The following is a 12,960-nucleotide window of genomic DNA, read 5'->3' as shown; positions in this document are numbered from 1 at the left end:
CAAGATTATTACTTTGACCCGCACCTATCTCAAAGGAGATTCCCATGCTTTACCAGAATTTGGATGGTAAACCTCAAGCGCAGTTGCGCCTTAGCGTCCTTGCAACGGCCATTGCATCTATCACATCCATGAGTGCATTTGCCGCTTCAGAGCCTCAAACAAAAATCATGGAAACCGTTGTTGTAACAGGGAGTGTTATTGGTAATTCAGAGTTGGAAGATGTGAAAGAATACCCAGGTGCCCGCACTGTTCTGACTAGCAAACAAATCGAAAAGACGGCTGCGCATTCTATTGATGCCGCACTGCAGAGCGTGCCGGGGATCAAAGTACAAGATGAAACTGGTACTGGGGTACTGCCAAACATTTCAGTACGTGGTTTAAAAGCGAGCCGCAGTGGCCATGCTCAATTCTTGATGGATGGCGTGCCACTGACTCTTGCTCCCTATGGTCACACTGGGCAATCTATCTTCCCTGCAACGTTATCTATGTTGGATCGAATCGATATTGTTCGCGGTGGTGCCGCAGTGCAATATGGCCCGAACAACGTAGGTGGTGTAATTAACTTGGTTACCAAACCGATTCCAAACACTTGGCAAACTGAAATCAGTAACCGCCTGACAATTTTTGAAGCAGGTGACACTCCGCTCAACGATTTCTATCTACGAACTGGAGGTTGGCTGACGGACACTTTCGCTATTCAACTCGAAGGTAACTTTTTAAAAGGCGAGAGCTTCCGAGAGCATTCTGATACTGACGTAAAGAACTTCCAAGCCAAGGCGCAATGGCTACTAAGCGATACGCAAGAGCTACAAGCCTTCATTCAACGTTACGATGCGGATACGCAAATGCCGGGCGCACTGTCTCCGGAAGACTATAAGAAAGACCGCACTCAATCGAAACGTCCGTACGATGAGTATCAAGGAAAATCAACGCGTTGGAGCGTGAAGTATCTGCAGGATCTAAATATTGCTGATAGTGCAGAGCTAGAGGTGCTGACATTTGGACACAATTCTGAGCGTTTCTTCCAATGGGGCTTTAACAGTGCAGGAGGGCATTGGGCCGATCCATCTCTGCCATCAACCGATATTCGTACCTCTCCGCGTGAGTTCCGAGTTTATGGGGTTGAGCCAAAGTTGGCGATGTACTTCGAAGGAAAATCTGTTACGCAAAACTGGATTGTGGGTGCTCGTTACGTCAATGAAGACATCGACTACAAGCTGACTCAAACTCCAATTGAAGGCGGAGAAACCAAAGTACCGCGCGATTGGCATTTGGAGACGGATGCATTTGCGGGCTACATCAGCAATGAAATTGGTCTGTTTAATGATGCGTTAAAACTTACGCCAGGTGTCCGTTATGAATCTGTCGACATGACGTTTGATGATTTAGGCAAATCTCAGAGCGCGGACAACAAGGTAACGGAATGGCTTCCTGGCTTGACGGTGGCTTACCACTTGACGGATCAGTGGGTAGGGTATGCCAATGCTCAGAAATCACTGCGTGCTCCGCAAATTGCTTACATTCGTGGTCTCGGTGAAGAGGGCAGTGAACTAGCATGGAACTATGAGTTGGGAGCGCGCTACAATCAAGAGACTACTAGCTTTAATGCCGCACTTTACCGCATTGATTTTAAAGACCAACTGCAATGGCAAAGTGCAACTCAAACCTTCGATAATATCGGTAAAACCCTTCACCAAGGTATCGAACTTTCTGGCCGTTATGTTCCGAAAGCGCTACAAGCTCTGAGTTTAGGTGCGAGTTACAACTACTTGGATGCAACCCTAGAAGAAAACGGTCCAAACAAGGGTAACCAGCTGGCTTACACCTCTAAGCATCAGCTTAGCTGGGATGCGACCTACACCTTTACTGGCATTGATACAACCTTGTCAGGCTACTACTTCAGCGATGCATACGCAGACAATGCGAACACCAGTGATGAAGATGTAACGGGTGCTAAGGGCAAAGTGCCCGCTTATATGGTTTGGAACTTCAATCTTGGTACCGATTTGTACAAGGATGACAAAGGCAAGTTGCGTATGAATGTTGCGGTGAACAACCTGTTTGATGAGGACTATTACTTCCGTGGCATTGATACCAGCCCAGTTGGCCGTTATCCAGCGCCGGGACGTTCTTACACATTGGACCTAAATTACCAGTTTTAAGACATCGAACTTTGAAGATTAATTGCCTTAAATCTTTGGGCATAAAAGTCGCCAATTGACGTTGGCGACTTTGACGATCTTGGCGTTGGAGAAAATAAATATGATAAATGTAACTCGACTCCCGTCTGCACAGCGGTGGGCAATGGCCTTTGCTTTGTTGCTACTGAACTTGCTCTCTTTCTCAAGTACAGCAATGACACGAGTCGTAGAGGATGAGCAGGGGCAGGGGCAGTTTGAGATAGCTACTACGCCGCAACGAGTGGTGGTTTTGGAGTTTTCTTTTGTGGATGCGCTCGCAGCTGTGGGTGTTTCACCTATTGGGGTGGCAGATGATAACGACGCTTCTCGCGTGATCCCCGCAGTACGCGATTTAGTTGAACCATGGCAATCGGTCGGAATGCGCTCGCAGCCAAGCTTAGAAGCGATTGCTATACTCAAGCCGGATTTGATTATTGCAGATGCCGAGCGGCATCGCACCATCTATCAAGATTTGCAGCAAATTGCACCAACATTACTGCTTAAAAGCCGAGGTGAGACGTATCACGAGAATTTGGAATCCGCTCGCAAGGTGGGCGTTGCTCTTAATAAACAAGCAGAGATGGAGCTGCGCCTGCAATTGCATCGTCAAAGCATGGCTGAGTACAAGCAGCAGCTCTCTCTGAAACAAACCATCCAATTTGCAGTGGTCTCGGACAAAGGTATGTGGCTGCACAGCCCTGTATCTTATGCCGGAGGGGTGCTAACGGCATTAGGCATAGCCAGTCCAATCACTCAACCAAGTGAGCAAGCCTATCTTCCGACCAGTTTTGAATTACTGCTTAAAACCAATCCTGATTGGTTGCTTATTGGAGCGTATTCGCACCCTAACGTGGTGGATGATTGGCAGAGCAACCCGTTATTCAAGCTACTCACGTCAGCGAAAAAGCAACGTATTATAGAGGTGTCCCCTGAGTTGTGGTCACTCAATCGAGGCATGCTCGCTGCGGAGCAGATGGCGATAAATCTAAAACGGATTGTGGACGCGCCATGAGTGATATAACGATGCCTAGCGGCCGCTCTCGTCTATCTGTGTTTCCATGGCAAGCGGTTCTATTTATGCTGGTGCTACTGGGCTTGGTGCTCTCCGGTTATCTCGTGTCCATGCTGGGGTGGTCGAATTTTTCGCTCACTCTGCATGATTTAACAGAAGTTTGGTTGGCCTTTGATGAGAGTAATATGTCCCATCAAATCCTCGCCACATTAAGAGCGCCAAGAGCTTACGTCAGTTTGATGGTTGGAGCCTGCCTTGCCGTTTCTGGATTGTTGATGCAAGGTTTAACGCGTAACCCTTTGGCTTCACCATCGATTCTTGGCATCAATGCAGGTGCGGCCTGTTTTATGGCCTTAGCTGCTATTGGTGTACCGGTGTTGAGCGGCTTACCTCCCATCTTCAATTCAGTTTTTGGCGCTTTACTTAGTGGCTTGGTCGTTATGCTACTCGGCGGTTTTTTCTCAGCTCGTTCTCATCCATTGCGCTTGGTCTTAGCGGGAATTGCTGTTAGTGCGCTACTTATTGGCCTTACCCGAGCTGCACTTATCCTTGCCGACGATATGGCTTACAGTGTGCTGCATTGGCTTACGGGCTCACTCTCTAGTGCCGACTCAAAACAGTGGCAGCAACTCTGGCCGCCAGCTGTGCTGGGTTTGCTTTTGGCCATGAGTTTGGCTCGCAATCTCAACCTGTTAGCGTTGGGAGAAGATGTAGCGATTGGGCTTGGAAGTAATATTAAGCTTACACGTTTGTTGAGCGGAATGACCATTGTTTTGCTTGCTGGTGCTAGCGTGGCGGTCGCAGGACCAATCGGTTTTGTCGGTTTACTTATTCCTCATTTAGTCAGGCCTATAGTCGGCCAAAACTATCACCTATTAATCCCCATTTGTGCCTTGGCTGGTGCAGCACTAGTTACGTGGTCTGATGCACTATCTCGAGCAATTGCGTTCCCAACAGAAACTCCAGTTGGTGTTATTACGGCCTTGCTTGGTACGCCTTGTTTTATTCTGATCGCGATGAGGAGAGCATAATGTTTGATCATATGAAGCTTTTGCTTTTGACAGGGTTTCTCATCACTGTGGCTATTGCAGGTTTGTTGGTTGGTGCCGCTTCTCTCTCTGTTTCTCAGGTGATGGAGCAACTCATAGCGTTTTCGAGTGATGATTTTGTGATTAACCAATATCGTCTACCACGTATGTTGCTCGCTATTGGAGTCGGGGCGGGGTTAGGGCTTTCTGGCATGCTGGTGCAAGGCGTCATTCGCAATCCACTCGCCTCACCGGATCTCATGGGGATCAGTGCCGGAGCAGGGCTTGCAGCAACGGCAAGTCTGGTTTGGTTCCCGAATGCACCTGTTAGCTGGCTGCCGTTAGTTGCAATGATGGGCGGGTTGTTTGCAGCTGGTTTGATCGCAGCTTTGGCATGGCGATCAAAGCCAACTCCAGCAAGGTTGGCGTTAATTGGTATTGCTGTCAGTGCCTTTCTGGCGAGTGGCATCGACTTTTTATTGATTACTCATCCTCTTGAAATTAATACCGCAATGGTCTGGCTAACGGGCAGCTTATGGGGACGAAACTGGCAGCAAGTGCCATTTATATGGAGCGCGTTAATCTTACTATTACCCTTGGCATTTTGGTTGGCTTGGCGGCTGGATGTCATGGGGCTAGGTGAGGAGAGTGCGACCACGCTTGGTATTCAGCCGAAGCAAGTTCAAGTAATGGCTCTGGTTGCGGCGGTCTTGCTAGCAAGCATGAGTGTTTCTGTTGCGGGCACCATAAGTTTTGTTGGTCTATTGGCTCCTCATTTGGCTCGCTTGTTGTTCGGTCATAACCATAAGTTACTCATCCCTGCTTCTGCGCTTTTAGGAGCGTCACTAGTGACTTGCGCTGATGGATTAGCCAGAGGGTTGCAACCTCCGATTGAGCTACCAGCAGGCGTACTTACCTCTGTAATTGGCGCACCGTATTTCATTCTTCTTCTTTATCGTTATCGAGGTTGGTAACTATGCTTGAAACGCAGCACCTTTCCGTCGCGTACGGCAAACACATCATCATTCCTAACTTGTCGGTCTCCATTCCAAAGGGCAAGATTACCGCGTTGATCGGCCCGAATGGTTGCGGAAAATCGACGTTGTTAAAAACCTTGGTAAGAATCAATAAGCCAACATCAGGTGAAGTGATGTTCGAAGGTAAACCTTTATCGAATTATGCTGATAAAGCACTAGCTCGCTCGTTGTCGCTGCTACCACAAATTTTGGTCAGCCCCGAGGGGATAACAGTGAGAAAGTTGGTTGAATATGGCCGTTCACCCTATGTGTCACATTGGGGAAAACTAGGGAAAGAGGATCAAGTTATTGTCGAACAAGCGATGCACGACACTGGGGTCTTTGAATTTGCCGAACAGTTCGTTGAGTCGTTATCTGGCGGTCAACGCCAGCGAGCATGGATTGCGATGGTGATGGCACAAGATACGGAAGTAGTCATGTTGGATGAGCCGACGACTTATCTCGATATGTCGCATCAAGTGGAGTTGATGAACCTAATACAACAGATGAACAGCAAAGGAAAAACGGTAGTCGTAGTACTGCATGACCTCAATCAAGCTTGTCGATATTGCGACCATTTGGTGGTACTTGAACAAGGGCAACTAGTGGCGCAAGGTACTCCGGATGAGGTATTTACCGAGACGTTATTAAGTGATGTTTTTGACCTCAAAGCTCGTGTTTTCCGTGACCCTATCTCAAACACGCCGATGTGTGTAGCGATTTAAAAAAGAGGGACTGACTCTAGGGTCTGTTCATCTTCGCTGCAAAAATCAGCTTGAGAGGTCAACAGGCGCTATTAGCTAAAACAAACCCCGCAATGTGGCGGGGCTTGGAGTTTAGAGTTCTTAGAGTTGAATTAGTGTTTACGCCAGTTTAAACGTCGCCACTTTTGAGTTGAGATCTTCTGCTTGCGATTTTAGCTGTGAAGATTCGTGTTTTGACTCTTCTGCCCCAACAACTAACTGATCAGTAACGTCTTTAATCGTGGTGACATTTTGTGTGATTTCGTTAGTTACGTGGGTTTGCTCTTCAGCAGCGGTTGCAATTTGTGTTGCCATATCACTGATGAGGGCAACGGCGGCGTTAATTTCGTCGAGAGCCATTGCTGCTTGATCGGCATCGGCTACTGAGCCAATTGCAAGCTCTGAGCTTCTTTCCATTATCGCCACTGCACGTTGAGTGGTTTGCTGCAAGGTTTCGATGGTCGATTTTATCTCTTCCGTTGAAGTATGTGTGCGTTGCGACAGTACGCGAACTTCATCAGCAACTACAGCAAAACCACGACCTTGCTCACCTGCTCGCGCCGCCTCAATCGCTGCGTTGAGTGCTAGTAAGTTAGTCTGCTCAGCAATATCACGGATCGTTGACAGCACAGTGTTGATGTCTTGTGCGTGTTGATTCAATTCGCCAATGACAATACTTGCTTGATTAACTTCAGACGACAAGTTGTTGATCGATTCTTTGGTATTTACTACCAAGCCGTGGCCATTTTGAGTGCTGGTCGAAGAGTCAATCGCCGCTTTTGCCGTCTGTTCTGCGTGTGAAGCGATTTCTTGTGTCGCAGATGCCATCTCGGTTACTGCGGTCGCAACCATGGTGATTTCTTGTTGTTGGTGGTTTAGTTCGTCAACAGATTGAATTGCTCTTTGAGTACTTGCCTCAGAGCGTTGGTTTAGATCGACCGCTTGATGACGGATATGGCCAATCAACTCCTGCAAGCTAGCAACAAATAGGTTGAAGTTTTCCGCTAGCTCACCAACTTCATCGCGATTTTCTACCTCGATACGTTGAGTCAAATCACCGCTACCATTGGCGATTTGCGATAGCGCATTAGAAACGTTGTAAAGTGGACGGAAAAGGATGTTACACAACAAGTTAAATAGAGCGACACAAAGAATAACCACGATACTGGTTGCGATGATTTGTCCCCAAACAGCGTCATAAAGTGGTTCGATCAAAGAGTTGTGGTCGATGACAGTCACAGTCGTTAACTCAGTGCCTTCAATCTTCTTCGCAAAAACAACGAAGGTGTTTCCATCTACACTGACTTGACGGTCATTACCTGATTGAGAAATAGCGGCAATGTCCTGAAAACTTAACCCTAACTTACTGATTGGTTGATTAAGGAATTTGCTGTCCTTATGAATGAATACATTGCCCTGCTCGTTGGCAATGAACATGTAGCCCTCACCTGGAAGAATGACTTTATCAAGGCTATTGATGATATCGCCAATCTCTACATCTGCACCAAGTACTGATGTCTGACCGTGAAGGTTAATGGCTTTACCCAATGAAACAACATTTGCTCCGGTCGCTGCAGCTACCGTTGGGTTATCAATGAAGACTTGTGATGGATTTGCAATGGCGTTGGTGTACCAACCCCATTTTCGAGGGTCGTCATTGCCCGGTGGAAGTACAACACCGTTTGCGTTGTCTTGAGTACCGTCAGGGTAAGCAAGGAAGACGTTGTCAAAAGCGGCGGAGTCCTTTACCTGTTTTAGGTGGGTGACGATTGCTGACTTTTCGGCATCCTGAGACAGTGACTTTAACGCTCTCTCTTTTGATAGTAACCAGTCGCTAACGTATTGGTTATAGGAAGCACTTGTACTTTCAAGGCGCTGCTCAACTTCGACATCTAGTCGTTGCAGTGCATCTCGAAAAGACAACCCTTCTACCAAAACTCCCCCGAGGATAATGGCAGCGCTGGCTGAGATGGCCAGCTTGTTTTTTAAAGATAGATTTTTAAGCATAAAGATATCGCTAAGTAATTATTATAGATTTATTAAATGTATTGCTTTTGCATTATATTTTACTGGTCGAAATAAATGCAGATCTGAGTCTTATTATTGAGGTTTAGTTAAATTTATAAAGCAAAGTGAGGCATAGATCCTATGAATCGAGCTGTATGAGCGTAGTAAGCTTGCTTTCTTAAATGATTATCATTTTATAAAATGCGATCTAGATCAAACAAATTGTGCTGAAATGTCATATTAAATATCACGCATACATCACGAACGATATATTTTGCTTAGTTATCAATATCTAGGGCGATATTTATGCGTAATATGTTGTTATTCCCCGCACTTTTTTTGTCAGGCTGTGCGCTGACTCCTCCTTCAACCCCCATACAACCAGATGCTAATTGGCATGTTGATCAACTGGCGAATGGGATGAAATACCACATCTATCCGACCCAAGACAAAGAAGTGTCTATTCGTTTAAAGATGAATATTGGCTCATTTCAGGAAAGCGCAGATCAGAAAGGTTATGCGCATTTTATTGAGCATATGGCGTTTAATGGCAGCCAGCATTTCTCTGGCAATGACGTCATCAAGTTCTTTGAGCAGTCAGGAGGGAGTTTTGGTGCTGATATCAATGCATTTACCTCCTACGAGGAAACCACCTATAAGCTCGACCTTGCCAATGATGAAATGCTCAAAGAGGCATTGACATGGATGCGAGATATTAGTGATGGCATCGCATTTGAGCCAGAGCAGGTTGAACAAGAGAAAGGCGTTATCTTAGGTGAATGGCGAAGAGCGACTCCTGATGATAAATCATTAGCTTACAACGCGTACGATGCTGCAATAAAAGGCACTCCTTTTGAAGGCAATGATCCCATAGGTACCAAGGTATCGATAGAGCAGGCTACAGCCGAAGGACTGAAAAACTTTTACCAACAGTGGTATCAGCCTCAATATGCTGAACTGATAATCGCTGGTGATGTGGATGTTGCGCAGCTGAGTGAGACCATTCAAAAGCATTTCTCTGATTGGAAAAGCACTGCTGATGAAAACATCGTGAAGAGACGTGATATTCAACTTAAGCCTGATGATTTGCTATTAGAAAGCAGCTCAATGGAGTCTCCGAGTCTCCACTATTCGATTTATAGAGGGCCTATCGGATACCAAACTCGTGAGGAGCAACATCAAGCATGGGCAGATGATGTTCTATCACAATTGATTCAACAAAGAATGTACTCCGTGCTAAATGACGCTGCTCAGCCGTACCAATACGTTTATGCACAGACTTATTTTAACAATTACAGTCGCCTGTCTACTGGTGGAATATCATTCTCACGTGAACAAAGAGATGAGATGCACCCGCTATTCATTGGTACTTTGGCTTCCCTTCGAGATCATGGGGTCTCTTCTGAGGAGTTGGAGGCCGTCATCGCGGGGTATCGCAATGAACTGACCAATATTGACAGTGATTGGGATAAGCGTAAGCCACATAGTTACGTTGATGAGCGCGTGTATGAGCTTGAGCAGAATTTGGTCAGCCAATCAAAACAAGACTATCAAATGAGCTTAAGTGACTTCGTTGAGCACTTTGATGTTAAAGAGGCCAACAAGCACTTAGCGCAACTATTAGACAACGATCCAGCCTTTATTATTGGTTTGGCTCAAGGGGAAGCGAAGCAACAGTTTACCAATGTCTTTGTAGATCTTGATTCGAGCTACGCAAAACTTGGTGAAAAACCGTTGGCAATGTATGCCAAGAATGAAGGCTTTGTTCAGCCAAGCAATGAGGGTGACATCGTTTCAGTGCAGCCGCATCAAGGTGGCTTCGAAATATTTACACTGTCGAATGGTATTGAAGTTTGGTTCCAACAAGATCAAAAAGCAGGCGAACGTGCTCACATCTTCTTTGCAAGTCAGGGCGGAAAAGCAGCACTGGATCCTTCACTTTACGCCGCATATGAGCTGGCAAGTCTAGTTGGTGCAAGAAGTGGTTTAGGTGACTTCTCGGGACCAGAATTGGACAACTTTTTACGCACACACGAGATGAGTATGTATCCTTTGCTGGGCGATACCCATCATGGCGTTGAGATGGTTGCACCGAAACAGCAATTAGCGAATGCACTCAATGGCGTGTACAACGTTGCGACAGAAATTAAGGTAGATGCTCGTCAGTTGTCAGCGGTGAAGAGAGAATATAGCCAAGAAAGCACCACCTTTCTGAACTCACCTATTGGTAAATGGCTAAGAGCAGTCAACCAAAATGCTTATATTCCGAATAGTCGCCATCGAATGGTGTTGCCTGACGATGTAGATGGGGTGACTGCTGAGCAAATTCTGGCGGTTCACGACACCCTATTCTTAAAGGATAGAGGCTTCAAAATGGTGATTGTAGCGGATTTAGACGCTCAATCTATTGCCCCTCTGTTACGCAAGTATGTTGCGTCAATACCACTCGAGTCAGCCTCACCTGTTGATTACAGTGTGAAATACAATCCAGATGCGACGTCACATATAGAGTTTACTGATGGGCATGAACCGTCCGCATTCTTTTTGTTAAGGCTGACTAACAGTAGTGAGCAACCGACTTCGACAAGAACGATTTTTATCGAAGACGTGTTGCAACGCATCAGTTCTACTAGAGTTCTTGACCGTCTACGTGAAGAAGCGAGTTTAGATTACAACCCGGCGGTTTATTCGATCGTACAAGACCGAGAAAAGGTAACTGACTGGCTCTTTGAAGCACAGGTTGATCCGAAGGCAGTGTCGAAAGTAGAGCAAGTGTTTGATGAAACAATTGATGAATTGTTGGTCAATATTACTCAAGATGAACTGGATACGGCGGTGAAGCAACTTGTTTTAGATATGAGTGAATTGGCTGACCTCCCAGGGGATAGAGGTTGGGCTTACACTAGGTACCTTATCCAAGGTTACGATATTGATGTACTGTCTGATGTGGAGCACATGGCAACATCGCTCACCTTAGAAGAAGTGATGAATCAGGCGCGGCACTCTTTTGGTAAGGGTGCGAAACGAAGTACGATTATCCTAAATCCTAAATCCTAAATCCTAATGAAAAAGGACGACCATTTGGCCGTCCTTTTTAGTTGATATCTAGTCGTTCTTCTCTTTACCGTAAACACGAACGCCAGCTTTTGAGCCTTCTGAGTTACCATACACCTCGATGTTTTTCACACATCGGCGATAGCCAAAGTAGCGCCAGTCGGTCATTTTGTCTTTCTTCAGGTCACGATGGAATCGAATGGTTTTTTCATCACCATTTTGGAATCTCACAACGACTTTTCTTAATTCTAAGTCTTTCTCTGCTTTCACTTTGATCGCGTTAGTGTTGCGGCAAATGACCATCGGGATCTTTGCTGCAAGGTTACCGTGTTCTAACAAAATAGTACGACCCAAAGTGAATTTATCGTCCGCATGAGCTGGCGCGATAAGTGTTGTTGCGGCTAGGGCTGCCGTGATAATAGCGGTATAGATTTTCATTCAAATAATCACCAAAACACAGAAGCGCGAATCATAGTCGAGCTTAATGAAAATCAGCTAGCAATATTTCTCATTGTGAATGAAATTTCACAGTCCGCTGACTTTGTATTTGTGCATGAAAATCTATATTTGCTGTTGTTATGCTTGCTTACGAGATATGGACTTGTTATCAGAACTTTGATTTTTTTGCTGGTTTTGGTGCTCTTGTGTTTTGCTCTTTAGTGAAATGACTTCTTTTTCTGGTAACTCTGCGGCTTCTCCGAAGAACTTGCCACCAGGTTCAATGCTCAGGTTATTGCTCCAAACTTTTCCAGTAATACGTCCTTTCTCGAGAACCTGAATCTGTTCGGCGTAACAGTTGCCTTCGACGATACCATTAATAATGAGTTTATTCGCGTATACGTCGCCTTTTACACGGCCACTTTCAGAAACGATCAGCGTACTATCGACATTCACTTGACCATTTACTATGCCATCTACTTGGATGTCATTTTCAAGTTTGAGTTCTCCGCTAACAGCACATCCTTTGGCGATGAGAGTTGAAGTTGCTTGGCGACTCTCTGTTCCACGGTGTTGACTAAAGATTCCCATCTTATACCTCGTTCTTTACTGAATATTGCTTCGAATTCGTTTACGTTCCAATCGACAAATGGTCTTGGGTTTAGAGCTCGCCCTACAAATCGAATTTCGTAGTGTAGGTGCGGGCCCGAAGATAACCCGCTATTTCCGGACATCCCGATAAGTTGGCCTTTTTTGACAAACTCACCACTTTTTACTTTAAAGCTTTTTAAGTGTGAGTATGAGCTAGAAAAACCGAATGAATGTTGCAAGCGAAGAAAGTTACCTGATCCTTTTTTGCTTCGGCGGGTGACCTCAGCAACACCATCCGCGGGTGCATAGATTGGTGTTCCAATGTTGACGGCAAAGTCTAAGCCGCGATGCATTTTTGCTGTTTTGGTTATCGGGTGGATACGCTTACCAAAACCAGAGGATATTCTTTCCTTTCCCACCGGTGACCCGCTTGGGATCTGAGTTAGCATTGCGATACGTACATTAGATGCAATAGCAGCAGTGTCTAGGCGAGATTCTAGGTTCGCCAAATCTACCCCTGTCTCCATTCCAAGTGAAGACTCTAAATCTGATAAACGTTCTGAGACTGTTGTGATTTGTTCTTCTCTTTCTGAAAGATCGTTTTCTAGCTCAGATTTGAGTTGTTTTAACTGTGCCAACTCTTCAGATAGACCCACAGAGTGCTGAGCTAACTCAGCTTGTTTTAGCTCCGCGCTATCGACGGCTGAATATAGATAAAACACCAATCCTGTCGTTGCACATATCCCAATAGACATAGCAGCCAGCAAACTTTTTAGGCGAGTTTGCATTGCTTTTGTAACGCACCAATGCCTCGAGCCGTTGATGGTAGAAACGGATATGGTTAACTGGTCTTTCATAGATTTAATCTGCAAAGATTGTTCATATATCGAG

At 45.7% G+C, this 12,960-nt stretch carries 10 protein-coding genes; 6 read left to right on the top strand and 4 right to left on the bottom strand.

All coding sequences use genetic code 11. The features are described from left to right. The first annotated feature begins 44 nt into the window (after window positions 1-44). The 5 genes from BSZ04_RS03645 (at window position 45) to fecE (ending at window position 5,961) form a co-directional block, all read left to right on the top strand. Entirely contained in the window at window positions 45-2,162 is a 2,118-nt protein-coding gene (locus BSZ04_RS03645; RefSeq protein WP_088879569.1) for a TonB-dependent receptor family protein, read from the top strand. 100 nt (window positions 2,163-2,262) lie between these two features. After that, a complete protein-coding gene (locus tag BSZ04_RS03640) occupies window positions 2,263-3,192 on the top strand; it encodes a Fe(3+) dicitrate ABC transporter substrate-binding protein (protein ID WP_088879568.1) in 930 nt (309 codons plus the stop codon). Then, window positions 3,189-4,223 (top strand): FecCD family ABC transporter permease, encoded by a 1,035-nt coding sequence (locus BSZ04_RS03635; protein ID WP_088879567.1) that lies wholly within the window; start codon window positions 3,189-3,191, stop codon window positions 4,221-4,223. Before BSZ04_RS03640 ends, BSZ04_RS03635 begins: the two co-directional genes overlap by 4 nt. After that, window positions 4,223-5,194, top strand: coding sequence for a FecCD family ABC transporter permease (locus tag BSZ04_RS03630; RefSeq protein ID WP_088879566.1), 972 nt, complete (start codon window positions 4,223-4,225; stop codon window positions 5,192-5,194). The genes BSZ04_RS03635 and BSZ04_RS03630 overlap by 1 nt, the downstream gene beginning before the upstream one ends. A gap of 2 nt (window positions 5,195-5,196) precedes the next feature. Continuing rightward, window positions 5,197-5,961, top strand: coding sequence for a Fe(3+) dicitrate ABC transporter ATP-binding protein FecE (gene fecE, locus BSZ04_RS03625; RefSeq protein WP_088879565.1), 765 nt, complete (start codon window positions 5,197-5,199; stop codon window positions 5,959-5,961). A 138-nt stretch (window positions 5,962-6,099) separates the two neighbouring features. Here fecE and BSZ04_RS03620 read toward each other — a convergent pair whose 3' ends face one another. After that, window positions 6,100-7,986, bottom strand: coding sequence for a methyl-accepting chemotaxis protein (locus BSZ04_RS03620; protein ID WP_038885773.1), 1,887 nt, complete (start codon window positions 7,984-7,986; stop codon window positions 6,100-6,102). A gap of 306 nt (window positions 7,987-8,292) precedes the next feature. On the opposite strand from BSZ04_RS03620, the gene BSZ04_RS03615 reads away from it, so the two are divergent. Beyond that, window positions 8,293-11,043, top strand: a complete 2,751-nt coding sequence (locus BSZ04_RS03615) for a M16 family metallopeptidase (protein ID WP_088879564.1) — start codon at window positions 8,293-8,295, stop codon at window positions 11,041-11,043. A gap of 48 nt (window positions 11,044-11,091) precedes the next feature. Here BSZ04_RS03615 and BSZ04_RS03610 read toward each other — a convergent pair whose 3' ends face one another. The 3 genes from BSZ04_RS03610 to BSZ04_RS03600 all read right to left on the bottom strand — a co-directional run bounded on the left by BSZ04_RS03610 (window position 11,092) and on the right by BSZ04_RS03600 (window position 12,926). Further along, on the bottom strand, window positions 11,092-11,478 hold the full coding sequence (locus BSZ04_RS03610; RefSeq protein ID WP_005429145.1) for a DUF2541 family protein: 387 nt from the start codon (window positions 11,476-11,478) through the stop codon (window positions 11,092-11,094). 138 nt (window positions 11,479-11,616) lie between these two features. Beyond that, window positions 11,617-12,069, bottom strand: coding sequence for a bactofilin family protein (locus tag BSZ04_RS03605; RefSeq protein ID WP_138942575.1), 453 nt, complete (start codon window positions 12,067-12,069; stop codon window positions 11,617-11,619). Then, on the bottom strand, window positions 11,955-12,926 hold the full coding sequence (locus BSZ04_RS03600) for a M23 family metallopeptidase (protein ID WP_088879563.1): 972 nt from the start codon (window positions 12,924-12,926) through the stop codon (window positions 11,955-11,957). Before BSZ04_RS03600 ends, BSZ04_RS03605 begins: the two co-directional genes overlap by 115 nt. Between the last annotated feature and the right edge of the window lie 34 nt (window positions 12,927-12,960).

The sequence above is a fragment of the Vibrio rotiferianus genome, assembly GCF_002214395.1.
Taxonomy (GTDB): domain Bacteria; phylum Pseudomonadota; class Gammaproteobacteria; order Enterobacterales; family Vibrionaceae; genus Vibrio; species Vibrio rotiferianus.
Note: the sequence above shows the minus strand (reverse complement) of the source record. Positions and strands in the feature narration are given on the sequence as shown.